Origin of the sequence: Sphingobacterium sp. 40-24, from assembly GCF_001899705.1 — a bacterium.
GTDB classification, from domain to species: Bacteria; Bacteroidota; Bacteroidia; order Sphingobacteriales; family Sphingobacteriaceae; genus Sphingobacterium; species Sphingobacterium multivorum.
Window position 1 is genome coordinate 1 of the sequence record NZ_MKWH01000004.1, and the last position, 25,384, is coordinate 25,384.

The following is a 25,384-nucleotide window of genomic DNA, read 5'->3' on the forward strand; positions in this document are numbered from 1 at the left end:
TAATTGTAAAGGATTTTCAGGATTACCAAAAAATGCTGTAAGATCTATTTAGGACTAATGGTTAAATCTGTAAAGTTTTTTCAGGACGAGACATACAAATATTACAGTACGCGACGGTGGACCAGGATATTGGTCAATTGCTGGGCCTCGTACGGGTATCCAAGAAAATTATATTACTTCTGCGGCATTTTGGAAAATTCGCGAAATGTCTGTGAGTTATCGTATCCCAAAATCATTTTTGGCAGGTCAAAACGTAATTAAAGGGGCTCGTGTAAGTGTTCAAGGACGTAATTTATTTATCTGGACGCCAAAATCAAATGTTTATACCGATCCAGAATATTCTGATGGAAATGGCTCGTCAAATGGTAATGCAATTGGTTTGACTAATTTGGGTCAAACGCCTCCATCAAGATATGTCGGTTTTTCTGTGAACTTAACTCTCTAATTTGATCTTAAAATGAAAAGAAATAAATTTTTACTATACGCTTGCTTGGGATTGAGCTTAGCCTCATGTTCCAAGGCATTGGATATCAATGATAACCCCAATAATCCTACAGAGTCTACTCCTCAACTTGTTTTTCCACAGGCTTTAGTAGCTACAGCACGCCTTGTACCTACATATAATAGCTATGGTACACAACTGGTCGGTTATCGTGCAAACGGTGGTGGAGTTTCTGGTTGGGGATCAATTATCTCCTATAATTTTACTACGACTGATTTTAATTCCTTGTGGTCAACAAGTTATGATATATTGAATGATCTTCAATATGTTGAAAATACGGCCAAGCCACAGGGTCAAATGGATTTATATTTTGCTGCAAAACTATTGAAAGTCTATAACTATGTGAATCTGGTAGATACTTATAATGATATTCCTTATTCACAAGCCTTAAAAGGGAAAGCAAGTCTTACTCCTGCCTATGATAAAGCAACGGATATCTATAAGGATTTGGGTACACAATTAGATAGCGTGGTAGCTTATTTTAAGACGAGCACATCTTCAACTTTATTTAAAAATACAGACTTTTTATATAAAGGAGATGGTATTAAATGGGCGCAATTAGGCAATACGTTGAAATTAAAAATGTTATTGCGTGCTAAAGATAAAGTTCAATTTACGAAAACAACACTAGATGATGTTGGGTTTGTAACAGCTGATGTGATTGTTAATCCTGGCTTTACTAAAAATGACGGTAAGCAAAATCCAATGTGGAATGCTTGGGCTTATTCCTATGATGGAGCGGCTGTAGGAGCTGCAAGTCAATATGCGCCAACGCCCTATATTATGACATTTTATAATGGTACTAAAATATCTGATGCAGCTCGCGCTAATTTAATTTATAAGACAGGGGTGTCTACGCCTGTAAATCAGTTGGGATACCAGCAATCTGATGCTGGTCGTGGTCAAGCACCAAGTTCTTGGTTTTTAGGCACTTCTTCAACATCCTATACAGGAAAAGGAATATTAAAAGGCCCCGCGGCTGGTCAGCCAATTTTGTTGGCTTCGGAAAGTTATTTCTTACAAGCGGAAGCTGCTTTGAAAGGGATAACTTCTGGTACTGTGGCTACTTTATTTGATGAGGGGATTAAAGCATCGTATAATTATTTAAATAGAAATGAAGCGGATGCAACAACTGTTTCTGCAGCTGATTTAACAGCTTATTTAACAAATTATAAAGCAGAAAATGCCAGTAACTATTTAGTAAATATAGCAAGCGCCTCTTCGGATGTACAAAAATTGCAAGCCATAATTACACAGAAATATGTTGCTTTCAATTTTTTGTTTGGACATGAGGCATGGAACGAATATCGCCGTACAGGGTATCCTTCATTGATTAACCCGAATACAAATGCATATTATCCTAATAATATTGCAAACAGAAATAATACATTTGTTTCAATAACTTCTGAAGCTACAGCTACAGATAAGTTGCCTACGCGAGTGATGTATCCTAATACTGAGTTTAACTATAATAGTGCAAATATTCCTTCAATAGATAAATATACTTCGAAGATTTTTTGGGCTAGATAAATTTAAAATAACATGAAAAAAATATTAAAATATATTTCTTTAGCATTGGTTATTACCACTATATTTTCATCTTGTTTGAAAGATGAAGTTTTGATTGGGCCAGATGCTCCAGGGGCAATATCAAATATTATCGAATTTAAGAATCCTGGTTTTATTCAATCAAGTACTACTAGTAAGCTACCCTTGTATTTATTATCATTTGATATGAATCCAACAGGGCAGTTGGTATTAGAAGTAAATTATGCAGGTTCAAATACTGCCCCGAATGATATTAATGTGAAGGTTAAGCTAGATAATTCATTAATTGACGAATACAATGATGATCAGGACGATGAGTTTGTAGCTCTTCCTACTTCACAGTATAGTATTTCTTCATTCGATGTTGTCATAAAGAAGGGGGAACGAGTAGGTAAGTTTGTTGTTGATTTAAAGCCCAGTATGTTTACTTTTGATAAAAGCTATGCGCTTGGATTTTCTATTGAATCTGCTTCCGTTGGAAATATCTCTGGAAACTTTGGTAAAATGGTTGTTGGAATCTCTGGTAAAAATTTCTTCGACGGAACTTATGCCTATACAACTTCTGCAAACACTGCTCTTGTTCCAAATGCAAATAAGACAGTAACACTTGTAACAATTGGCGGAAATAAATGTCAATTGAAACCAGGACTTTTGGGAACATATTCAAATGTTGTAAATTATACTATTGATCAAGCTACGAACAATATTACAGTAGAAATGACAACTTTATTACCAATTGCTACTAAGCCAACAAGTAAATACGATCCAGCGACTAAAACACTTACAGTAAACTGGACTTCAAATGGAGGCGGACGTACTTTTGAAGAGAAATTTGTCTACACTGGACCGAGAGATTAGTTAATCAATTAATAAGTAGAGGAAGAGTAATGTCTTTTCCTCTGCTTTTACTATTTAATTTTTATCTTATGAAAAAGTCTTTTTTAACTTTATTCATGGGTTTTGGGGTGGTGCTGGTATGCAAGGGGCAAAATAAAGAGGCTACACCAAAGATTGGATACGATAATTTGGTAAAAGATCTAAGTAAGAACCTAGTGTTGACAACATCCGAAATTGATAAGAATATTTCTGGAGATATAATCGTTGAATTTCGTGTAAATGAAAAAGGGAAGATAGATTCTGCAGATATCGTTAAAGATCTTGGAGACCAAATTGCACTGCGTCTTATTCGTATATTGAAGGTTTCGGGAGAATGGACACCTGCAGTTAAGGATAATAAAGAAGTAGCCTCTTGGGTTAGATTGCCATATCATGTTCTTTCATCAGAAGAAATTGCAGATAGCCAAGACCATGTCGCTATTCCAGAGAAAGGAATGAACGCTTTTAATGAAAATTTTTCTAATACTTTTGAGTATCCTAAGGAGGCATTAAACGCTGGGGTAAAAGGAAAGTTTAATTTGCGTTTTACTGTAGATACAAAGGGTGTGATTTCCAATGTTAATTTCGAAAATGACCCGGGCTATAAGGTTTTGGAAAACGCAAAAAGAGCCCTTTTGAGATCAGGGAAATGGATTCCAGCAAAAGAAAATGGTGTAGCTGTTGTGTCTGAAGTAGTTTATCCCTTGTCTCTTGACTTTAAATCTTACAAAGGCCATATGTAAAGTACGCTAGATTACTGTTAAAAAACCACTTTAGTTCATTTATATCCTAAAGTGGTCTTTTTATGTAGTTTCCTGCCCAAACTGAAGCACATATCCATTATTGTCATATATAGCAAATTCGCGCATCCCCCATTCGAAAGTTTCTATTTCTGACATTCTCCTTCAATTCTTCCCATAAATTATCAATATCATCTACGTTAAAATAAAAGGAACCAGTAAATTGTGCTGTTTCAAAAGCAATGCTTTCAACAGGATGGGAGAACATGATTTCTATCGTTCCGTTTTGCAATAAAATCCAGTCCAATGTTTCATTTTTTTCAATACACGTAAATCCCAGCTTCTCACTATAGAACTGAATTGTCTGATCTAAATTTGTTGAATATAATATCGGATTTACGCATTTTAGTTTCATTTTTCTTGTATTTGAATGTTGGATGTTATTGTTTTTGTCTTTTTGGTAGTTTTTTTATGTTTTTCTTTATTGCTGTTGATTTTAGTACCGGTTCTAGGGTGAAAATTACAAAAAATGTAGTGGATGTTGTTGTTTTGTCAAAAATATTTTATTTTTTTTTGTCTATGTGTTTTATATTGTGTAATAGTTTGATAGTTAGTGTTTTATTTTATATAAGACGTCGTGTTTTGTGTGAACTAATTCGAGTATTATTGCCTCTATTTTCAACTCTCTGTTGCAGGTTTAAAAGTTTGTTTTATCTTTGCTTTTAACAAAACCTTAACATTTCATGTCCGGTTTTGTACACTAACTGTATTAGTCTAATAGACTCATCATTTTTAGAAAAACATATATTGACAGGTTCAACAGAACTTTCGTCCATTTAACATGCAAGTAAGCTACTTAATTTAAATAAACATAAACATATGAAACACAAATTACTCAGTTTTTTCGTGGGGAGTATGATCCTTTCTTCCGTTGCTTTTGCGCAAGAGAAGAAAGTAAGCGGTCGTGTAACTGGAGCTGATGGTAAACCATTAGTCGGTGTGACAATTGCTGTTCAAGGATCAAACATTGCTACTCAAACAGATGCAAATGGAAAATATTCTTTATCAGTTCCTGTTGGTAAAGTTATGGTTTTCAGGTATGTCGGTCATTCTGACAAAACTATAATCGTTAAAGAAGGACAGTCATTATTCAATGTATCATTGGAGGATCAGAATACAGCGTTAGATGAGGTTGTCGTAGTCGCTTATGGTACTGCAAAAAAAGAATCGTTAACTGGATCAGTAACATCTGTTTCTGCGAAGGATATCGAAAAAAGACCGGTTACCAATGCATTTGCAGCTTTAGAGGGATCTGCTGCTGGTATTCAACTGAACAATACTTCTGGTATGCCAGGTGCAGAACCTAGTATAAGGATTCGTGGATTTTCATCACTAAATGGTTCGAATGACCCTCTTTATGTTGTCGATGGTGTTCCTTTTGGTGGTAATATCTCCGATATAAATCCGAATGACGTAGAAAGTATATCGGTATTGAAAGATGCTTCTTCTTCAGCTTTGTATGGTAGTAGGGCAAGTAATGGTGTTATTATCATTACAACAAAGAAAGGAAAAGCTGGACGCTCACAAGTGAATGTTTCCACTGATCAAGGGTTTTATTCAAGAGGTATTGCAGAATATAGCCGAGTGAATGATAGACAATTCATGGAGGCTATGTGGATGGGGTATCGAAATAACTTATTGACAAGTAGTTCAACCAAATATCCGACAACCCAATCTGCAAATGATGAGGCTTCAAAGTCATTGGTAAGTAACTATCTTAAACTAAACATTTATGATAAAGATGATGATAAATTATTCGACGCGAATGGTAAGCTAGTTTCCGATGCGCAAATTAAAAGTGGATATCGAGATGACTTGGATTGGTTTAGTGAAGTAGATCGTATAGGACATCGTCAAAATTATAATATTGATGGGAATACAGCCACGGATAAAGCAAAAGTTTTTTATTCTACTGGATATTTGGACGAAAAGGGCTATATTAAAAATTCAGGTTTAAAGAGGTTTACAGGTCGTTTAAATGCGGAATTGCAAGCTAAAAATTGGTTTAAATACGGCTTCAATTTAGCAGGATCACACCAAATTTCAGATAGAATAAGCGGTTCCACGGATGATGCTGGTTCTTTCACAAATCCTTTTAATTATGCACGCTCAATTGCACCAATTTATCCGATTCATCTACATAATCCTGATGGTACCTATGCATTAGATGCTTTAGGAGATAAACAATTCGATAATGGTGAATCCACAAGATTACAATATGTTGGAAGGCATACTATTTGGGAAAATGAATTGAACAGTGATCAAACGATTAGAAATACTGTAAACGGTCGAGGATTCCTCGAATTTAAATTCCTGAAAGATTTTACGTTCACGCTAAATGGTGATTTGAATCTTCGTAATTCGGAACGCCGTACCTATAATAATGCAGTGATAGGAGATGGTAATGGACAAGGTCGCGCTGCTAGAAATATTTATCGGTACAAAAATTATACGCTTCAACAACTGTTAAGTTGGAATAAGGACTTTGGAAAGCATCACGTTGATGTTTTAGCGGGCCATGAAAATTATTCCGATAATTGGAGCTACTTGTATGGTTATAAAACAGATGAGACGTTTGCGGGAAAAACTGACATGGTTAACTTTACCAAGATTACCTCTTTGTATGATTACCAAGAGGACTATCGCGTCGAAAGTTTCTTGTCTCGCGCTCGCTATAATTATGATGGTAAGTATTTTGCTGAGGCCTCCTTTAGAAGAGACGGATCTTCTAGATTCAGTCCTGAAAATCGTTGGGGTAACTTTTGGTCATTAGGTGGAAGTTGGATAGTTTCCAAAGAAGACTTTTTCAAAGATGCACTTCATATCGTCAATGATTTGAAAGTAAGAGCATCTTATGGAGAAGTTGGAAATGATGAAAGTGCTAATAAATATGCGCACTTAGCTTTGTATGATATAGATCAAAATGCAAATATGGCGGCTCTTTATAAAAAACAAAATGCGTCGCCGGATCTGATTTGGGAAACTTCAAGTTCTTTTTCTGCAGCTATTGAGACACGTTTATTCCAGCGTGCAAATTTAAGCTTTGAATACTTTAATAAGCAGTCACAAAATCTGATATTTGACGTTAATTTGCCGCTATCTGCCGGTGCGACATCTACTTCTTCTGCTGTTTCCACAATTACACGTAATATCGGTTCAATGTCAAATCGCGGTTTTGAGCTAACATTTGATGTCGATGTTTTGAAAGGTGATGGATGGAAATGGAATATTGGAGCGAATGCAACATGGTTGACCAACAAAATATTAGCATTACCAGAAGAGAATAGAGAAAATGGTATTATCACTGGTAATTTTAAATGGATGGAAGGACGTGGAAGATATGATTTCTGGATGTTTAAATTTGCAGGTGTAGATCAAATGACCGGGCGTTCTCTGTATCTTCCAGATACACAAAGATTTAATGTAAATGGTTCAGCTCCTGATAAGGCAGCTATACCAACTGCTGAATTAATCGAGATTAACGGAAAATATTATGTTACCAATCCATCCAATTATGGTGTAAGGGATTGGTCGGGATCTGTTATTCCTAAGATGAATGGAAGTTTTAATACCAACTTTGAATATAAGAATTTTAGTTTTTCGGCTTTATTTACTTACGCTATCGGAGGTAAAGTATTTGATTCGTCTTATGCAGGTTTAATGTCTATGTCTGGTACGCCAAGTGCTATGCATACAGATATTATGAAGTCATGGAATGGAATTCCTGAAGGTATGACTGCGACTTCTGTAAATAGATTGGATCCGAATGGTATTCCAGCAATTAACTTTTCACAGAGCAATATGAACAACTATTCAAGTGATCGTTTTTTAACGGATGGCTCTTATTTAGTTATCAAAAATATTGCGGTGGGCTATAGTTTGCCAAAAACATTGGTTAGTAAAATAGATTTGTCTTCAGTAAGAATTGTTGCGGGGATCGAAAACTTGGCAACAATGACGAAACGCAAAGGAATGAACCCGCAACAGCAATGGAATGGTACTAGTACAAATGCTTGGGTAACTCCGCGTACTGTATCTTTTGGAGTAAAAGTTGGACTATAAGAAATAAAAGGATGAAAAATATAAATTATATTAAAGTATTATTTGCAGGAGTGTTGTTGCTAGCTTCCTGTAAAAAGGACTATTTAGAGACACTTCCTACAGACTCTGTAAGTACTCCTACGGTATTTGAAACAACAAAAAATGCCAAGTTAGCTGTAAATGGCTTAGCTAAGATGATGACCCAACAATATTTGGGAAGCCAGGGCTTTAATGGAGAAGGAACAATCAAAATGTATTACGGGAATTATCCTGGAAACAATTTTTTTGTCAACTTAAGTGGTTGGGCCGATATCATTAATGCAAATTACAATCAAAATTTAACAAGTATTTACCTTTATTATCCTTGGTATTATTATTACAAGATTATAGGTAATGCAAATCAAATTGTAATAAGTATTGATGGAGCGGAGGGACCAGCCGTTGAAAAAGATTTCATAAAAGCACAAGCATTAACCTTTAGAGCATACAGTTATATGATGTTAGCTCAGATTTACGGAAATAGATGGAAGGATTCCAATAATGGTCAAACTGGAGGCTTAGTTCTAAGAACCGACGTATCAACAGGAGACATGCCTTTATCTACTTTAGGGCAGACATATGATTTAATTTATAAAGATTTAAATGACGCAATAGCGCTATATGAATCGTCTAAATTGGATAGAGAATCCGACAAAAATTTCCAAGTGAATGAGGATGTGGCTTACGCGATTTACGCAAGGGCAGCACTAAACAAACAGGACTACGTTAACGCAGAAAAATATGCAGTTCTTGCTCGTAAAAATTATAAATTGATGAGTAACGCTGATTATAAAAACGGTTTTTCTACTCAGAATGGCGAATGGATATGGAGTAGTTATGGAGCCTCTGATGAAACGTTATATTTCTATTCATTCCAGTCTTATATTGCCTATAACTCAACAGCTAGTGCCGTAAGAACAACACCAAAATGTATCAGTAGAGAATTGTTCGATAAGATACCGACGACAGATGTTCGTAGAGATTTATTTTTGGATCCAAAGAATGAAGCATATACTACCGCAACGGGTATTGCGGGGACAGCTATGAAAGCGAGAGCATTTAAGTTGTTCCCAGATTTACAAGCTACTGCAGTTCCTTTTGCGTATATGAATTTCAAATTTAAAGCGAATGATATACCTGGTATCGGTCATGTGAATCATTTTAGGGCTTCCGAAATGTATCTCATTGAGGCTGAAGCGAAATTTTTCCAAAATAAGGCAGCAAGCGAAGTTCAAGGTGTTCTTAATGCATTAAACGCTACTTCAGGAAGGGATGTGAATTATGTTTGTACAAAAACAGGAACAGATCTACTTAATGAAATTAAACTTTATCGCGCGGTTGAACTATGGGGCGAAGGATTCGATTGGTTTGATATGAAACGATGGGGAGATACTATTGTGAGAAAAGACTTTGCTAACGGTGGTAATTTCTTGACTTCATTGGTTACTACAATTAAGCCAGAAGATAAAAATAAATGGACTTGGGCTATACCTCTTCGTGAAAGCGATTATAATAAGGGGTTGGAATAATTTTAAGAAGGAATCAATAGTTAGGTGGCCGATACGTGAATTTCATGTATCGGCCATTTTTATTTTAAAATATAATCGAGATCGTATGAGTTCTCAATGTCTGGAAACGACCTCCAAGGCGATATATTACCAAATCATTAATTTTATGTATATAAATTAATAGACTAACAATTTATTAATATTAACTTAATATTGAGAATCTATTTTTACGCCGTTGAAAGATGATGGAATAGAAGAAGGAAAAATGATTCTGCTCGTATCATATCATCAAAAGCGAAAAAGATAATTTATTTAAAATTCTCATGAAAAAAGCACTTTTACTCTTAGCTCTGATAGGACCCGTTGTAGCACTTGCGCAAAATAATAATGCGCCCTCCAGCTATGATCCACATGATATCAAGATTACGGGGTACCTTCAAACACAGTTTCAAAAGGCGCAATCTCCTGGAATTACGTCCTTTTCAGGTGGGGATTTTTCAAAGAATTCGGATAACAGATTTATGATCCGCAGGGGACGTCTTAAAATTGATCGGGTGGATACTTACTCGAGTATTGTCTTTCAATTGGATGCTACGCAAGATGGCGTGCAGTTAATGGATGCCTTTATTCAATTGCGTCACCCAAGTCAAAAAGGCCTTAGTTTAACTGCGGGACTTTTCAATAGACCTTTTGGATATTCCATTGTATACTCATCGGGCTATCGTGACTTTCCGGAACGGGCACGTGTATTCCAGACGTTAATGCCACGCGAACGTGATCTTGGAGGGATGGTAAGTTATCATCCTAGCGGTAAAGCTAAATTCTTAAACTTAGATTTAGCTTTGGTGAATGGCAGTGGCCATTCGGCTAAAGATTATGATTCCAAAAAAGATCTCATCGGTAATCTTGCTTTTAAATTTGATAGCCTAGCGGATAAAAAACTGCATTTGGGATTTGGTGGCTCGTTCTATAAAGGTTCGGTACGTAATGATACGAAAACCTACTATACGCCTAATAGCAATGGGTACACCGCACATACCAGTGATGAGAATGAAGGTAAAGCCATCGGCAGGAACTATTATGGAGCAAACTTACAGGTAGAGTTTGATAATAGCTTCGGGAAATCCAGTTTCAAAACCGAATATGTGGCAGGAGACCAGCCTGGAGTTGCCGGTGGTGTCGATATTAAAGGACCCTACGCCAGCAGAAGTTTTACAACCCAGCCGACAACAGACCTTTATCAACGTAAATTTAATGGATATTATCTTTGGTTTACGCAGGAGATTGCGAAGACCGGTATTACTGCATTGATAGCGTATGACGTATATGATCCAAATACGAAAGCAAGTGGCATGACAATCGGCATGCCTGATAATTTTACGGCCGATGGCGATGTTAAGTTTAGTACGCTGGGCTATGGTCTTGCATATCAGATTAACAATAGGATTAAACTGACTGTATATAATGAGCATGTAACGAACGAAACCACAAGTTTACCAAACTTTTCGGCTGATCTGAAAGATAATGTTTTCACTACAAGGCTGCTTTATCGTTGGTAAATTGGCTCAGTGCTGTTTTTTCGCGAGTATCGGTGTTAAGGGGGAGGATCAATATTTAGTTTGACCAATATAGTAGGTTGTTTAGGCCATTTGATTTAGAGATCTCCCGACACTTAGATGTTTTTCCGAATCCGGCTCAGTGATGATGCGGTAATCCCTAAATAGGACGCTAACATGGCTAATGGAACACGATTGGCTAAACCCGGGTAAAGCTTTAAGAACAGGAGATAGCGTTCTTTGGCATCGAGATTCATCATGGTATTTGCCGTTTTTAACTTACTTTCCACCACAAAAGCATAAAGTTTGGCCATCAACAACGGCCAAACTTTAACTTCCTTTTCAAGAAGCGTAAAATTCTCAAAATCAAGGCTCCAGATTTCGCTATCTGTGAGGGATTCTATATAGTCGTTGGAAGGTGTTCGATCCAAGAAGCTCTGAAGATCCCCAATAAAACGACCTTCATAAATAAAATAACGCGTAAAATCGTCGCCTTTACTGTTGTAATAGAGCGAACGGAATACCCCCGATTCCACAAAAGCAATGCTATTGTTTACTTTACCGCAAGCGACAAAATAGCTTGACTTTGAAATATTCTTTTTTTCGAATGCCTGTCGAATTAAATTCTCTTCACGCAAATCGAGCTGTCCAAATTTTCGGATGTATTCCAGTAATTGCTCCATGTTACCTTTGTATTACTTCGCTAAGTTAATCAAATCTTCACGTTGTGGTCCTGTTGAAAGATACGTTATGGGAACTTGTAACTCTTCTTCTAAAAAGGAGATAAATGTACCCAAGGTTTCTGGAAGTAAGTCTGCCTGCTTGATATTAGAGAAATCGGTATTCCAACCTTTTAAATATTTCCAGATCGGTTTAATTTTTTGTTCAGAAGATTGGGGAAATGCTAACGAAATTTTTTGTTCATCTATTTCATAATGGGTACAGACGGGGATGTCAGCCATTTCGTTCAAAATGTCGGCTTTCGTAAGAACGAGTTCCGTAACTCCGTTTAACATGATGGCATATTTTAATGCTGGTAGATCCAGCCAGCCGACACGACGGGGACGTTTGGTATTGGAACCGAATTCAGCTCCTTTGTCCCGTAAATCATTGGCAGCTTGCCCTGTGATCTCTGTTGGGAAAATGCCATTCCCCACACGGGTGCAATAGGCTTTTGTAACGCCATAAATTTTGTCCACCACTTTAGGCGACACACCCAAGCTTACACAGGCTGCGGAGGCTATCGTATTTGATGAGGTCACATAGGGATAACTTCCATGGTCGATATCAAGCAGAGTTGCCTGCGCGCCTTCCGCCAATACCTTCTTCCCATCTCGGATTGCCTTATTCAGAAAGATTTCGGTATCTATAATTGGCACTTGTTTTAAGGAAGTGCATCCTTGAATAAAAGTGTGGTAGAGCTCTTCGAATGCAGGCATTTCTTGCCCCAAAAACTGTAGTTCTTTGTATTGACGGTTTAAATTTTGATAGACGTCAGTATCAAAACTATCCGAGTGAATATCACCAACGCGAAGGTTCTGTCTGAGTATTTTATTGGAATAACTTTGCGCAATTCCATTTTTGGTCGTTCCTATCGTGCGATACAGTGGGGACTGTTCCATATAGATATCCCAATAACGATGGGTCGGTAAAACGAGATGCGCTTTTTGGGATATCAAAATTCTATCAACGAGATCTTGATCTGGCATAATGTGCGCTAGTTCTTCGATTTCTGCTTTAAATGCTAATGGGTCAACCACCACACCGGTGCCGATAATGTTTTTGACATGCGGTGAAAAGATGCCTGATGGGAGTAGTTTAAGCGTAACTTTGTTACCTTGATAGTAAATACTATGTCCGGCATTCGCGCCGCCATTAAACCGAGCGATAATATCATAGTCGCTTCCGATCAGATCAATGAATTTTCCTTTACCTTCGTCTCCCCATTGGAGCCCAATTAGAATGTCCATGTTGCGTTTGTTTTGAAATTATGGTCAAAGCTAGGGCTTGCAAGGCGGAGGCCAATTGCCATTTGGCAAAAAGTGCTCCTCATTATCATTTGGCCAGCAGTCTTAATGCGTTTGGATTGCGCTTAAGCTTGTTTGTGTCCGAGCTGTTGTACTTTTTGTATCCATTTATTTCGCTTAATAGGATCGGAAGTTTTGATAATACCGATATAAGTGACTTTCACAGGCGATATTCCACAAAATTGGAGGGTTGATCTTTTTAATTGATTAACACTTGGTCTGCCGTAAACTAAAGCATAATACCAACTTGGTTGATCGAGTGTTGTAATGATCCGAGCAGATTTTCCTTTGAGTAATTTGTCCCAAAAAAGAGAGTTTTCGCGATATTGAAAAGCCCGTCCAGGTAAAAAAAGTCTATCGATAAAGCCTTTCATCAAGGCTGGAAGACCGCCCCACCAAACGGGATGTATCCAGACCAAATGATCGGCCCATAAGATGTCTTCCCAGGCAAGAAGTAGGTCCTGCTCAAGTTCTGTCCGTTTACGATAACCAAATTCAAGGTTTGGATTGAAATCTAGGTCAATAATATGGATTGTTCGTACTGTAGCTCCGGACGCTGCCGCAGCTTCTTGATAGGCATTTGCGATGCCAAAATTGAAAGATTCCCGATTCGGGTGGCCATTGATAATCAGTATTTTTTTCTCCATGATGTTTTATTACATCACAAAAATAGAAATAGGGCTACCGTCTTTACAGGACAAATGTCTAAAAAGAAATTTCGCTGCGAATACGACTTAAATGACGTTGTGTAATGCCTAAATAGGAAGCGAGGTATTGTAAAGGAAGCTGTTGGATAAAATCAGGATGATCTTTGAGTAAATTGGCATAACGTTGTGATGCGGTTTCTTTTTGTAATTGAAAGACGCGTTTTTCAAGTTCAAGATATTGTTCCTCGGCAATCATTTGAAGGTATTTTGTCCATTTTAGGCTATTCGTAGCAAGCTTATCAATCATATTTTTTTTGATCGTCCACAGTTCGGCAGGGGTAAGGGCCTGCATGGTCTCCACGCTTGGCCCGCCTGTAATAAAGGAGGAGTAGGCCGCTATCCATGTATTGGGAAAGCGGAAACAATAGGTAATATCTTCCCTATTCGCACTGCTATAATAAGAACGGAAGATCCCTGATTGTATAAATGCAACCTCATGACAAGGTTGATTCTCTTTAACAAAAAAGTCGTTTTTGTTCAGCTTTCTGTATTCAAAAAGCTGAGCAATCTGATTGATCTCTTCTTCGTCGAACAGACGCAAAGACCGAAAATATGTTGCTATCATGAAGTCCAAACTTAGAAAAATTGCGGTGTTCCTACAAGATAAATTCGATGTGTTTTAATCGGCTCAATGTTTAGTTTGCCGATTGAGCAACAGGGTAGATTTTTAATTCGCATCAATTAGAATGGCCAATTGCAGGCACATTTGATCGGAGCGATTGCTCCAAGCATGATTGGTGCCGCGTTGGATGACAATATCGCCGGCTTGTAAAAGCGTTTCTTCTGTGTCTGTAATCAAGTAAATCTCCCCTGAAAGAATAATGATGTAATCCAAACTAGCGGTCTGATGCATGAGGGGATGAGGGGTACCAATCGTCGTTTCTATACCAAGTTCCCGATCGGGTGGGATCTGTACATAGCGGAAGTACGTGCCATTTTTGATGACTTGGGGTATAGCGCTGTTTTCTATGGGATGCTCTTTCTCAAACTTGGCCGGCATTTGGCTGGTTTGCCAGATATCGGAAATAACAAGATTGGGATAGTGCTCTGATACATTATCAACCAATGCATCCGCTTCGATAAAGGATTTGCCGGCACGTATGCCTGTCACGATTCGTCTAGGTATAGTTCTCATTGATTTTGTATAATTAATTTATTGCCTTGAGTCTGGTTGTTTTTGAGCATTAGATGCCCTTTTTCGATTGTTTCGGGGCTTAAGTTACCGATAAGATAAATAGGGGCAGGTTGAATAATTTCTTGCTCAATAGTGTGTCTGATTCGATCCAACCCCTTTTTGAAATAGGGATAATTCAGTCTTTGGGCGTGGATAAAGTTGGATATATTGATGATCTGTGCGGCCGAACTAAATAGTTGGTCTCTTGCTGCCGCGGTCGTAAAATGTGTGATGTCGATATAAGTTCCATAGGGTTTTAATACTGCGGCGGCAACTTCCGAGAGATGCTGCCCCACCGCATCAATAGCGACGTCAATACCTTGCTGATTACTTTTAAGCTTGATTATTTCCGTTAAATTCTCTTTTCGATAATTGATGATACTGTCTTTTTGCAGTCCTAGTTGGCGTAATTTTTCAATACTGCCCATACTTCCTGCTGTTGCAACGATATTTTTAATGCCGTTAGCCAGGAGTAATTTTAATACAAAAAGACCCACGCCTCCAGACGCTCCGGTTAGGAAAATATGATCTTGCGGATTAATTGCTGCTCGGTCGAAAACCTGCAATGCGGTGATGCCAGCGGTAGGAAGTGCTGCTGCTTGCTCAAACGAAATATTTTTTGGCTTAGGGGCAACGAGGCCGGCTGGTAATTGAATGTATGCTGCATAGGTTCCGTTACTGCCCATGCTGCCACAGGCAAAAAATACTTCATCTCCAATTGCGTATTCACTTACATCTGAACCTTTATCTGTGACAATTCCTGCCCCTTCTCTACCAAGTATGGGTGAAAATATATAACGTCGTTCAAATTCATTTTCACGCATCTGGTAGTCTATGGGGTTGAGTGCTGAAGCTAATATTTTAATTTTCACTTCGTTGGACTTCAGTTGAGGAAGCTCAACCTCCGCATTTATCAATTGATTGTCTTTATCCAGTATAACCGCGTTCATATCGCTATTTATTTAAATGATGGCATCCCTATGAAAAATTCCTGCCGAAATAATGTATGTTATATCAGCATTCTTTCATCTTATATAGTTGATATGACAAATCTACGTTTCGTTTGCTATATATTTGTTGGTAGTTAACAAGTGGTAACTAGTCGTTGGAAATCAATATGGGACAAGTTTTGGAAGGAAATCAAATGCGGGAGGCGAGTTGTACAGAAGAATTGCGCGCTATACGTGACGCGCTGGATATTTTGGGCGGAAAATGGAAATTGATGATATTGCGTTATTTGGCTAATCGGGAGTTGCAGGAAATTTATTTCAAAAAAATGGAACGGGAGATTCAGGGAATTTCTGCAAAAGTGTTGACAAAAGAACTTCGAGACCTTGAATTAAACTTGTTAGTCGCCCGCCAGCCCAGTGAAGACCCCGTGAAAGTGTTCTATAAAATTACCGCCTATGGTAAAAGTGTATTCCCCGTTACCGAATCACTGGTCAGTTGGGGGTTGGAATACCGAGAGAAAGTGAAACAAGAACTCGCTGCATTAACGAAATAACAATTTATTCCGATTGAAGAATTAACTTTTTGATCAGTGAAATCTGACCAAGGTGATAATAACTATGTTCGATTACAGCTTCGATATTTCTGAGGTAAGATCCATACTTTTTATCAATAAATGGCTGATCGAAGAGGTTTTCATCGAACGATGCGATACAGTCACAAAATAATTTGGCATTTTTCAGGAATCGATCTACTAGTGTATCCCAGTCTGCTTTGGATTGGATAGGCGGGATATCAAAGCTGTATTTATCACTAATTTCCAATTTTCCATACGTAAATGCAGCTAGTAGACCTTCTAGGTAATAATTGATATGATAGGTTAGCGCAGCGATGGAATTCAGATCATTTATTTTGAATATGGCCTGTTCCCAGGTCGTATTCAATAGTTGTTCCTGATAGTTGGTGTTGGCAATCCAACGTCCATTCAAAAAAACTTCGCGAAGCCGGTCTGCTATAAATATACGTCTTTCCATTTTGTAATTTATCTTTCTAATAATCAGTTGTTTTACTGCTTTTGTTTTATTATACGTTTACACTATACAGCATCGTCGAGGAATTATAATCGACTATCTGTCCAATTTACATACAATTTTCCGATTCTTCATCTTCAGTTAACCTCTTGTTAATAAGACTTTTCTTTTTTTGTATAAAGTCATTGTTACCACGAAACTATGTTTACACTAACCGGAAGAGATCTAAAAAATGTTTGGGACCAATTTGTGAAAGAGGACTGTGAAGATTCATTTTATGCTTTATACAAACATTATTACCATTATCTTTCCTATTTGGGAACGAAAAAGAAAATGTCGGTACAGCGTATTCAGGATAGTGTGAATGATGTATTTCTACACCTTTGGGAAAAGAAGACTGACAATCAAAAAATACGCAATCATCATAATTATATTATTACGGTTTTCTTTCAAAAACTTTTTCGCAAGGAAACACTGCAACTGACAGATTTGGATTTTGTGGAAGAAATCCATGATCCGTCAATCCATCACTCTGTTGAAGAACAACATATACGTGCGGTAACAACAAATACCGTAACACAGTTGGTTGAGGAGCATATGGAGCAATTGGGAACAAAACAACGGCTGGTGATTTACCAACGATTTTTTTTGGATCTTTCTTATCAGGAAATCGCTGATGCCAATCAGGTTTCGATCCATACGATCTATAATACCATTTATAAATCCCTAGAAAAAATAAAAAATAACCTTTCTAGTGAACAAGAAATCTTTCTTAAAGTTGCCATAGGGCTACTTTCTTCATTTTTGTTGATTTTTTCTTAAAAACGAGTAGTGAAAAAATGACCCTGACCACTCTATTGTATAAATTACGATTAGAGTGATATGAACGAACTTAATTTGCAAGCGTTATTATTGGACGAATCTTTTGTGAACTATTGCAAGGGAACGAATAAAGAGGATATCCAAAAATGGGAAAAATGGTTACAAAAATATCCTGAACATAAAGCGTCCATAGCGGAGTTGCAGGAGACCATTGTGGCAATGGGACATTATGCGGGTGAACTATCCGTTCAAACAAACTATGATCGTTTGCAGTCTCAAATAAAAAAGCGCGCTAACCAACACCGCTTTACAGAAATTGGTATGGCTGTCTGGTTAAAAATTGCGGCGCTCCTAGTCGCTGTTGGCGCTATCTCACTGTTTCTATTTAAACAACAGCTTGCTGAAGAACAGCCAAAAAACGTGCAGCATATTGGTGCTCCAGGAAAGGATGATGCCCTATTAACACTAAAAGATGGCTCCGTTGTTTCATTAGCTGATATAAAAAATGGAAGTGTGGTAGCACTTCAAGGCGGGGTAGAAATACAAAAGAATAAAGACGGTGAATTGGTTTATAAAGCCGTTGAACAAGGGGAAGCAGCCAGCACTGCTGTGAATAAAATAACGACCAATCGCGGAAACCAATATCAAATTATATTGCCCGACGGATCCAAAGCATTTCTCAATGCAAATTCGACGTTGACCTATCCTTTGAAATTTAGTGAAAACGAACGGCATGTCCATATGACCGGAGAGATTTACTTTGAAATTGCAAAAATTGAGACGGGAATAGGAGTGGGAAGGCGAATTCCTTTTTACGTGGAGACAGCAAATCAAAAAATTGAGGTGCTTGGTACGCATTTTAATGTGAACGCATATGATGACGAACCTTATACAACAACAACTTTATTGGAGGGAGTTGTACGCGTTAGTTCGAAAAAAAGAAATGAATCGGTGCTCTTAAAACCAGGGCAGCGGGCCTTGTTAAATGAAGCCCTGCGTGTAGAAAATGTCGATATCTCTCAGGAAGTAGCTTGGATAAATGGTGACTTTGTTTTTAAAGGAGAGGAGTTAGTAAGTCTGCTGCGTAAAGTTTCAAGGTGGTACAACGTGGATGTAGCATGTCCCGAACGACTTGAAAAGCTGAAATTTGATGGTATGGTATCGCGTTCTCAGCCGCTATCTACCATTATTGATATGTTGCAAACAACAGGAAAAGTAAAATTAACGCTAAATGGAAGGAGGCTTATTGTGATAGATTGACCTATCTAATTTTTACGATAAGCCGGATAAAAACAACCAAAGGTGCTGGTAACACCTTTGGTCAATGTGTTAAGCTTATCGATCATGTTGCGATTCAATGATCATCAAATAATATTAACAACAACAAATATATGAGTTTTTATCAATGCATGCGTGTTATGAAAATCACCATGGTATTTTTAACTTGTTTGTTGGTGAAAGTCAGTGCGTTTACTTACGGTCAACGTATTACACTTAACAAACAAAATAGTCATATCCCAGCTATTTTAAAAGAAATAAGGCAGCAGAGCGGTTATGACTTTTTTTACGATAATGGGCTCTTTAACCGAGCAAAACCCGTTAATGTCAATCTAAACAATGCAACTGTTGAAGAAGCATTGAATATATGTTTTGCAGGACAACCGTTCGGTTATGTTGTGAAAAATAAACTGGTTGTTGTTACGGCGCTTCGGACTGTGCTGGAAGAGCCCGCCGATGTATTGCAGCAGCGCTTGGTTGGTCGAGTTATTGATCAACAGACAAAAAGGACATTGGCCAGTGTTTCTATCCGTGTTAAAGGGACATCTGGAGGAACGAATTCTGATACAAATGGAAACTTTTCGCTATCGATTTCTAAAATTCCTACTGTTCTCGTTCTTTCCTATCTGGGCTATCAGACCAAGGAAATTGAAATTAATGATGTAAAGGAAAACCTTGTTATTGGATTGAGCCCTCTTGCTACAGCATTGGAAGAGGTCACCGTTCAGGCAAGGCGTAAAATGAACACTGAAACGGCCGTGCTGGAAGAACGTAAACGCGCTTCTATTGTACAGGATGCTATTTCGGCTGAATTGATTGAGCGTACGGCCAGTATCACAACTACACAGGCGTTACAGCGCGTTACTGGTGTTACGGTGACTGATGATAAATATGTTGCAGTAAGAGGGCTAGGTGATCGATCTGTGATCGGTCAGTTGAACGGCGTAAGATTGGCTTCTTCTGATCCTGACCGTAGTGCCATCCCATTGGACCTTGTTCCGGCTTCCTTATTGGATAATATTACCGTTTATAAAACAGTAACACCAGACAAACCTGCCGATGCTGCTTCGGGTATCGTTGAGCTGAAAACGAAATCTGTACCTGAGAAAATGACATTTGAGCTTATCGCTCAAACCGGGCTCAATTCCAACATTGGTTTGGGTGGGAATTATAACAGCTTTTGGAACAGTGAGATGGGATTATTGGGAACACGAATCAATAAAAAAGACCTTTCCTCGGATTTTCTAAATCTTGCAACGCAATATCCCAATGGATTAAGTTCTATCCAGGATATGATCGCCAATAGCAACTATAGTCCCTCAGGATACCAGGAGGTAAACCGGGTTAATGCGATTATGAAAGGGTTTGATCCCGTTATGACAACTCGATACCGCCGCGCGCCCATGAATCAACTTTACTCGGCAACATTCGGTAATAGTTATGATGTTTTTGGAAAACACAAACTGGGGCTTGTTGTCGGAGGAAATTATTATAGAAGAACCGCTGATATTTATCAGGGCGAACTGACCCAGTATAGCATCTATCAAGGGATAGTGACTGGTAACCCTGATATTTTTAGTTTTAGAAATATCCCTAATTATATTACACCGAATAGTCTTTTTATGGGGAAGTATCAAACTTATCGTGAAAATACAGGAACCGAAACACTAAACTATGGTACACTTGTAGGGGTCACCTACCGTTTTAATCCACAGCATGAGGTCAGTATGCAATATTTGGGAAGCTGGGGAGGAGAGTCTATCGCAACAAATTTAAATGGACGCTATGAGTATTCGGGTTTGCCTGGCGAAGTCAGAAGTACTATTCATTCGCTTAAACAGACTTTCCGTAATCTGAATACCTTTAACCTACAGGGCGAACATAAGTTTTTGAAAAATGAGCTCTCGCCTCGTTTGAGTTATAATGTTGCAACTTCAAAGTCCACACAGAATGATCCGGATTTTAGATTTGCTAGTCTTGTAGACTACAAACCTCGGGGTGGAGGATGGTATCGGCGTCCCATTATAGGTGAGCAGGCTCATTTTGACGACTATGTATATTCTGAACATCTCTATGCACTTACATCGGGCTATGTAAACGGATTCGGAAATTATGGTATTATTCAAGCTGAACCTAATGGTCGGAGATGGAGAAATTTGAACGAAGATAATTTTAATGCAAAAGCTGATCTGAGTTTTCCTTTCAGGCTATTGGGTGAAAAGCAGTTGTTTAAAACGGGATTCAATTATTTATTTAGGGATCGTAAATTTACAGAAAACCAGCTGTTTCTGCCAGGGTCTAATTTCACTGGAAATAAATCAATTCCATTATATGATGTTCAGGGTAATTTAGACCGTTTGGTAAGCAATGAAATTGTAGGTGTTGTATTACCAAAAGCGGGGCAGGGTGAAGGTATGATGCCAGTAGGTGGTTTTCTATACAATAGCCAAAAATCGCCAAATAACTACAAAGGTTATTTTGAAACCAATGCATTATATGGTATGCTGGATCTCAAGATTGCTGAACGATTCCGCATGGCCGGAGGAGTTCGGTTTGAGATGACAAATATTGGTTCGACAGTGGATACTGCGAATGTATTTTTAGACCCTGCACTGACCGCAACATCTCCAGATGGTACACGTATTCCTCTGGATCCGATTAATCCCAATTCTGTCTATAAAACAAAATATAAACCATTCTATTCTGTCAATGCAACCTATACGTTGAATGACAATATGAATTTTCGTGGGGCCTTCAACACGACTCTGGCGAGACCCGAATTGCGTGAGATTACCAATGTATTTGAATTTGATGCCTTTCAAATGGGCTTAGTTGTTGGTAATCCCAATTTGAAAAATCAATATACCCAAAATGCGGATTTTCGATGGGAATGGTTTCCTGCTAAAGGAGAGGTTATTGCCGTATCGGCTTTTGGAAAGCGTATAGAAAATCAATTGGTTAAGGTCTTTAATCTAAAAACCAAAGGGTTAGCTGCTACTTATCCTGAATTTCCAACCATCCAATTTCAGAATGACGGTAATATTGGTAAGGTATGGGGATTGGAATTTGAAGTTGTCAAGAATTTGGGAACATTATATGATCCTTTAAAAAACTTGTTTTTGGGTACCAATCTTTTATTGGCTCAAAGTGAAATTAAGAAATCTGCGGAGCGTTATGAAGCAAATCGTTCACTGGATAGATATACCCCAAAAAATAGTCCGTTGTTTGAACAGGCTCCTTATTCGATTAATGCTTGGTTAAACTACGATAACGACAAATCAGGAACCGATCTCACTGTGACCTTTAATATGGTTGGGGAACGCTTAGTCCAAATTAATCTGACAGGGGAACCGGATCTGTATACACAGCCCGTGCCTTACCTTGATTTTGTTTTTTCCCAAAAGCTAAATAAACGGATCTTGTTTAAAGGCTATGCCAAAAATATAATGAATCCTGCTATTAAAACTGTTTATGCGAATCCGCAAACCGGAGGAAAGTGGTATGGAAATGAGTATATCAACAGAAGTTATAAGCGCGGTGCGGAAATTATGATCGGTTTTACCTATAACTTATTTTAATCCAATGAAAATCAGTATGTGTAAACGCGTGAGTTGTCGGTTTTTTGCTGTTACAGCTTTATGTTTTTTATCCTTTGTTTCTTGTAAAAAGGAAAAACTGGATGTGATTAATGACAATCGTCCTGTAACTGAAAACCGGCCAAATTCAAATACTAGAATTGTTAATCTATCTGACTTTAATCAGGTTATTGCTAATGGCGACAGCTTGACAAGTTTTGTTGTGTTGCATCCGTTAAATCCGGGGAATCATAAATATCCTGGAACCTCATATTTCCCAACAGACGGACGTTTGACAAAGATATGGACAGTTCCACAAGATCTTTTTGACCAGAAAGAAGAGGCAGACCTTACGTTTGCAGCTCGCTTTTATCAGGGTTTTGGTTTGAACCATGATTTTAAAGTCAAGGTTGACAATAGTTATGAGCAACCCAAGGATTATTTTTTGCTTCCTTCCTTATTCATGAATGGTCAACCGGAAGTTGTTGCACTAACGCGTGCTATGACTAGTCCCACTAAGCCAGACCATTTTAAAATCCGCATTGTTAATCTCGGTGGGACAATTAAAAATCCAGCTACTGGAATGAATGGTCCGCAAGAAAATCTCGTTGGTCCAATTTCTTTAGCCTATGCAGATGGTACATTGGTGAATCAAAAAACCAGTGCAATAGCAGCTTCTCAGATTAGTTCTGATTACATCGAGTTGCCTTATGGGACTTATCAATTCAAGATATTGGTAGCAGATGGCAGACCCCTTCCTTCTTTGGGCTCAGGTCGGTTTGAGTACGGGCTCATTGATTTACCGACTTCCACCATCCCAAAAGATTATGCGAAGTCTACTAATTTTACTTATGCTCCGATTCAGGATTTTCAACCTGGTGGTGTTTATACGATCGTAGTCACCCCACAGCGATTTAATTATTTCTCCAATGAGCTGAATGAGACAGTTTCAGCCTATCAAAATTCGTTTCAGATCATTACAGATATTGCTGCGCCAACGAATCAAAGTTATTTGAGGATACAAGGTGTAAATGCATATAAGGATCAATCGATAGGGTTTAGGGTCGATGGAAAGGTTATTGCCAGTGGTATCGGATTTGGAAAAGGAAGTAATTATAGTGTGTTTACCCAGAAGCAATATGATATTGAGGCTATAGATGTAACTGGAAACGTACTTGCGACGATTAAACAGGAATTGCGGAGCAATCAAAATTATACGTTATGGCTCTATCCTGATCGAAATGGAAAGGCTCAATTGCTTCTCATTTCCAATGATGTGAGTGGTACGCTCCCTTTACCGGCTGAAGACGATGGGACATACAGCCGGCTAGCTTTTAAATTCTTCTTCTTTAATCGCTTTTTAAATCTATCGGCAAGCAATCCTTATATCACCTTTACGCTACCTAACGGACAGCCTTTCGGAAACAGTGGCAATGTAAATCTGCAACCTGGGATCCCTTCGATTAATATGCCTTATACCAATGTAAATATTATGGCGAATCCCTACGCAATAATGGCTTATCGTTCTAAACCAGACGTAATACCAGGTATCTGGGCCGACGATATTGACGTATTGCAATCGACGGAGTTTATAGCAAATAAATCGCTGTATACAACCATTGGAAGGCCTCTGCCAGCATTTGAGCCAGGGATTTATACTGTAGCATTGATTGGAAAAAGTGGTTCGGTATCGTCCGATAAAGAAAAAGCGCGAATGATCATTATCAAACATAATAAATAATGAAAAAGCAAAATATATCAAGTCGTATTTGGCTACTGGCCATTTTTATACTATTGCTTGCTTCCTGTACGAAAATTGAATATACACAGATTGCCGAGCCGGCTTATCTACGTGTTTTTAATAATGTCAATTACGTACAGACTATGGGTAGCAAAGATGATAAAGTACCCTATTTCTGTATGCTTATCAATCCAAAAATAGGTTCTGATGGAAAATTTACAGGAGCGGAAATTATAGGTGATTTCTTGGATAAACGAGATCCTTATGCTCCCCCATATCCTTCTCACATCGGGAACAGTACAGACCCAAGCAATCCCGAATATCCAGGAAAGGAAAATGTCCTAGTCGGTCCTATTTTAAACGGATTTGACTTAAGTAGCTGGGCTCAGGTGCCTTCAGGCGAAGTAAGGGTCGTATTTGCGTATCGTCCAAAAAATACGGTACCCTTCTTCGAATTGGAAGATCGTTTGAAAAATGACATTCTAATTGACACGGTGATCAATCTTCAAAGCAAAGAAGTTTATACACTCCATCTTTTGCAAAGGGATTTTTTAAAGAAGGATCATGGAGTCTTATTGAGACATGAAAATTTCTATAAACTCCCTTTATCAGATTCATTGGTGTACGTAAACTTTTACAATATGAGTGCAAAAGGGTTCTGGGAAGCCGATGCAAGCTTAAAAGATGATGATTATCGGTTGAAAAGCTTCAAAAATGGTGTTAAGGATGATATGAATGTATTTTTGTCACTTTATGAAAGTCAGGAAGAGCTCAGCCATTATGCTGCAAAAGTAAATGGTTACCAAGGGCGTTTTTTGACGACCGTTAAACGTAATACAAGTTCAAATGAAGTGAACGCCTATGCAAGTTTTCCGTTATGGGCGAGTAGTAAATCCAACGGTATCCGCACAGCTATTTGGCAACGATTTGACTTTTTTACACCTGGAATGGATCCCGTCGCGAATCCATTTTATGACAGCGAGACAAATACAGGTGGCAATTGGGCTGTACTTAATTGTCTCCTAAACGGAAAAGTAGGATTGACCAGTAATGAAAACGGAACACTGCTTCCAAATTTGTTGGTCAACGTACATTCGGGAAAGGATAATCCACGCACTTTCGCAACGGTCAATACGATCGAAATTGTCAATGGTCGCGTCTACCTAACGACGATACAACGAAAATATGCTCCACCTATTTACTAAAATTAG

Annotated in this window: 20 protein-coding genes; 12 read left to right on the plus strand and 8 right to left on the minus strand. The window is 38.2% G+C overall.

The window, feature by feature from the left end; genetic code table 11:
• Positions 1–457 precede the first annotated feature (457 nt).
• The 3 genes from BGP15_RS00400 (at position 458) to BGP15_RS00410 (ending at position 3,669) form a co-directional block, all read left to right on the plus strand.
• Positions 458–2,032, plus strand: coding sequence for a SusD/RagB family nutrient-binding outer membrane lipoprotein (locus BGP15_RS00400; protein ID WP_286768396.1), 1,575 nt, complete (start codon positions 458–460; stop codon positions 2,030–2,032).
• 12 nt (positions 2,033–2,044) lie between these two features.
• Positions 2,045–2,908 carry a DUF1735 domain-containing protein gene (locus BGP15_RS00405; protein ID WP_070565131.1) on the plus strand — a complete coding sequence of 288 codons (864 nt, stop codon included), beginning with the start codon at positions 2,045–2,047 and terminating at the stop codon, positions 2,906–2,908.
• A 68-nt stretch (positions 2,909–2,976) separates the two neighbouring features.
• A complete protein-coding gene (locus BGP15_RS00410; RefSeq protein ID WP_286768397.1) occupies positions 2,977–3,669 on the plus strand; it encodes a TonB family protein in 693 nt (230 codons plus the stop codon).
• A 103-nt stretch (positions 3,670–3,772) separates the two neighbouring features.
• Here BGP15_RS00410 and BGP15_RS00415 read toward each other — a convergent pair whose 3' ends face one another.
• Complete coding sequence (locus tag BGP15_RS00415; protein WP_286768398.1) at positions 3,773–4,081, minus strand: VOC family protein; 309 nt, start codon at positions 4,079–4,081, stop codon at positions 3,773–3,775.
• A gap of 464 nt (positions 4,082–4,545) precedes the next feature.
• Between BGP15_RS00415 and BGP15_RS00420 the strand changes: the two genes are divergently transcribed.
• The 3 genes from BGP15_RS00420 to BGP15_RS00430 all read left to right on the plus strand — a co-directional run bounded on the left by BGP15_RS00420 (position 4,546) and on the right by BGP15_RS00430 (position 10,873).
• Positions 4,546–7,788, plus strand: coding sequence for a SusC/RagA family TonB-linked outer membrane protein (locus BGP15_RS00420; protein ID WP_286768399.1), 3,243 nt, complete (start codon positions 4,546–4,548; stop codon positions 7,786–7,788).
• Between the two features lie 11 nt (positions 7,789–7,799).
• The gene (locus BGP15_RS00425) at positions 7,800–9,335 is read left to right on the plus strand and encodes a RagB/SusD family nutrient uptake outer membrane protein (RefSeq protein ID WP_286768400.1); all 1,536 of its coding nucleotides are present in this window, start codon (positions 7,800–7,802) and stop codon (positions 9,333–9,335) included.
• A 302-nt stretch (positions 9,336–9,637) separates the two neighbouring features.
• The gene (locus BGP15_RS00430) at positions 9,638–10,873 is read left to right on the plus strand and encodes a porin (protein ID WP_286768401.1); all 1,236 of its coding nucleotides are present in this window, start codon (positions 9,638–9,640) and stop codon (positions 10,871–10,873) included.
• Between the two features lie 113 nt (positions 10,874–10,986).
• Here the strand turns inward: BGP15_RS00430 and BGP15_RS00435 are convergent, their stop codons facing one another.
• From BGP15_RS00435 to BGP15_RS00460, 6 genes are all read right to left on the minus strand, one after another.
• Positions 10,987–11,553, minus strand: coding sequence for a Crp/Fnr family transcriptional regulator (locus BGP15_RS00435; RefSeq protein ID WP_286768402.1), 567 nt, complete (start codon positions 11,551–11,553; stop codon positions 10,987–10,989).
• 12 nt (positions 11,554–11,565) lie between these two features.
• Positions 11,566–12,840, minus strand: coding sequence for an adenylosuccinate synthase (locus tag BGP15_RS00440; RefSeq protein WP_112373618.1), 1,275 nt, complete (start codon positions 12,838–12,840; stop codon positions 11,566–11,568).
• 122 nt (positions 12,841–12,962) lie between these two features.
• Complete coding sequence (locus BGP15_RS00445; RefSeq protein ID WP_112373617.1) at positions 12,963–13,544, minus strand: NAD(P)H-dependent oxidoreductase; 582 nt, start codon at positions 13,542–13,544, stop codon at positions 12,963–12,965.
• A gap of 58 nt (positions 13,545–13,602) precedes the next feature.
• Positions 13,603–14,169: a Crp/Fnr family transcriptional regulator gene (locus BGP15_RS00450; RefSeq protein WP_286768403.1), complete on the minus strand. Its 567-nt coding sequence runs from the start codon at positions 14,167–14,169 to the stop codon at positions 13,603–13,605.
• Between the two features lie 102 nt (positions 14,170–14,271).
• The gene (locus BGP15_RS00455) at positions 14,272–14,739 is read right to left on the minus strand and encodes a cupin domain-containing protein (RefSeq protein WP_286768404.1); all 468 of its coding nucleotides are present in this window, start codon (positions 14,737–14,739) and stop codon (positions 14,272–14,274) included.
• Entirely contained in the window at positions 14,736–15,728 is a 993-nt protein-coding gene (locus BGP15_RS00460) for a quinone oxidoreductase family protein (RefSeq protein WP_286768405.1), read from the minus strand. The genes BGP15_RS00455 and BGP15_RS00460 overlap by 4 nt, the downstream gene beginning before the upstream one ends.
• 167 nt (positions 15,729–15,895) lie before the next feature.
• Between BGP15_RS00460 and BGP15_RS00465 the strand changes: the two genes are divergently transcribed.
• Positions 15,896–16,282, plus strand: a complete 387-nt coding sequence (locus BGP15_RS00465) for a winged helix-turn-helix transcriptional regulator (RefSeq protein ID WP_112374037.1) — start codon at positions 15,896–15,898, stop codon at positions 16,280–16,282.
• Between the two features lie 4 nt (positions 16,283–16,286).
• On the opposite strand, the gene BGP15_RS00470 is transcribed toward BGP15_RS00465, so the two are convergent.
• Complete coding sequence (locus tag BGP15_RS00470; protein WP_286768406.1) at positions 16,287–16,760, minus strand: DinB family protein; 474 nt, start codon at positions 16,758–16,760, stop codon at positions 16,287–16,289.
• 198 nt (positions 16,761–16,958) lie between these two features.
• Between BGP15_RS00470 and BGP15_RS00475 the strand changes: the two genes are divergently transcribed.
• From BGP15_RS00475 to BGP15_RS00495, 5 genes are all read left to right on the plus strand, one after another.
• Positions 16,959–17,579, plus strand: coding sequence for an RNA polymerase sigma factor (locus tag BGP15_RS00475; RefSeq protein WP_286768407.1), 621 nt, complete (start codon positions 16,959–16,961; stop codon positions 17,577–17,579).
• A 60-nt stretch (positions 17,580–17,639) separates the two neighbouring features.
• A complete protein-coding gene (locus BGP15_RS00480) occupies positions 17,640–18,839 on the plus strand; it encodes a FecR family protein (RefSeq protein WP_286768408.1) in 1,200 nt (399 codons plus the stop codon).
• Between the two features lie 131 nt (positions 18,840–18,970).
• Entirely contained in the window at positions 18,971–22,435 is a 3,465-nt protein-coding gene (locus BGP15_RS00485; protein WP_286768409.1) for a TonB-dependent receptor, read from the plus strand.
• A gap of 103 nt (positions 22,436–22,538) precedes the next feature.
• A complete protein-coding gene (locus BGP15_RS00490; RefSeq protein WP_286768410.1) occupies positions 22,539–24,173 on the plus strand; it encodes a DUF4397 domain-containing protein in 1,635 nt (544 codons plus the stop codon).
• Positions 24,173–25,378: a hypothetical protein gene (locus BGP15_RS00495; RefSeq protein ID WP_115049744.1), complete on the plus strand. Its 1,206-nt coding sequence runs from the start codon at positions 24,173–24,175 to the stop codon at positions 25,376–25,378. Before BGP15_RS00490 ends, BGP15_RS00495 begins: the two co-directional genes overlap by 1 nt.
• Positions 25,379–25,384: the final 6 nt, after the last annotated feature.

What these genes read in the sequence shown, in the direction of transcription:
- BGP15_RS00415 (WP_286768398.1), bottom strand. Translation starts at nt 4,081, where the DNA reads ATGAAACTAAAATGCGTAAATCCGATATTATATTCAACAAATTTAGAT.
- BGP15_RS00430 (WP_286768401.1), top strand. Translation starts at nt 9,638, where the DNA reads ATGAAAAAAGCACTTTTACTCTTAGCTCTGATAGGACCCGTTGTAGCA.
- BGP15_RS00460 (WP_286768405.1), bottom strand. Translation starts at nt 15,728, where the DNA reads ATGAACGCGGTTATACTGGATAAAGACAATCAATTGATAAATGCGGAG.
- BGP15_RS00445 (WP_112373617.1), bottom strand. Translation starts at nt 13,544, where the DNA reads ATGGAGAAAAAAATACTGATTATCAATGGCCACCCGAATCGGGAATCT.
- BGP15_RS00465 (WP_112374037.1), top strand. Translation starts at nt 15,896, where the DNA reads ATGGGACAAGTTTTGGAAGGAAATCAAATGCGGGAGGCGAGTTGTACA.
- BGP15_RS00420 (WP_286768399.1), top strand. Translation starts at nt 4,546, where the DNA reads ATGAAACACAAATTACTCAGTTTTTTCGTGGGGAGTATGATCCTTTCT.
- BGP15_RS00485 (WP_286768409.1), top strand. Translation starts at nt 18,971, where the DNA reads ATGAGTTTTTATCAATGCATGCGTGTTATGAAAATCACCATGGTATTT.
- BGP15_RS00400 (WP_286768396.1), top strand. Translation starts at nt 458, where the DNA reads ATGAAAAGAAATAAATTTTTACTATACGCTTGCTTGGGATTGAGCTTA.
- BGP15_RS00455 (WP_286768404.1), bottom strand. Translation starts at nt 14,739, where the DNA reads ATGAGAACTATACCTAGACGAATCGTGACAGGCATACGTGCCGGCAAA.
- BGP15_RS00440 (WP_112373618.1), bottom strand. Translation starts at nt 12,840, where the DNA reads ATGGACATTCTAATTGGGCTCCAATGGGGAGACGAAGGTAAAGGAAAA.
- BGP15_RS00405 (WP_070565131.1), top strand. Translation starts at nt 2,045, where the DNA reads ATGAAAAAAATATTAAAATATATTTCTTTAGCATTGGTTATTACCACT.
- BGP15_RS00410 (WP_286768397.1), top strand. Translation starts at nt 2,977, where the DNA reads ATGAAAAAGTCTTTTTTAACTTTATTCATGGGTTTTGGGGTGGTGCTG.
- BGP15_RS00495 (WP_115049744.1), top strand. Translation starts at nt 24,173, where the DNA reads ATGAAAAAGCAAAATATATCAAGTCGTATTTGGCTACTGGCCATTTTT.
- BGP15_RS00470 (WP_286768406.1), bottom strand. Translation starts at nt 16,760, where the DNA reads ATGGAAAGACGTATATTTATAGCAGACCGGCTTCGCGAAGTTTTTTTG.
- BGP15_RS00435 (WP_286768402.1), bottom strand. Translation starts at nt 11,553, where the DNA reads ATGGAGCAATTACTGGAATACATCCGAAAATTTGGACAGCTCGATTTG.
- BGP15_RS00475 (WP_286768407.1), top strand. Translation starts at nt 16,959, where the DNA reads ATGTTTACACTAACCGGAAGAGATCTAAAAAATGTTTGGGACCAATTT.
- BGP15_RS00450 (WP_286768403.1), bottom strand. Translation starts at nt 14,169, where the DNA reads ATGATAGCAACATATTTTCGGTCTTTGCGTCTGTTCGACGAAGAAGAG.
- BGP15_RS00480 (WP_286768408.1), top strand. Translation starts at nt 17,640, where the DNA reads ATGAACGAACTTAATTTGCAAGCGTTATTATTGGACGAATCTTTTGTG.
- BGP15_RS00425 (WP_286768400.1), top strand. Translation starts at nt 7,800, where the DNA reads ATGAAAAATATAAATTATATTAAAGTATTATTTGCAGGAGTGTTGTTG.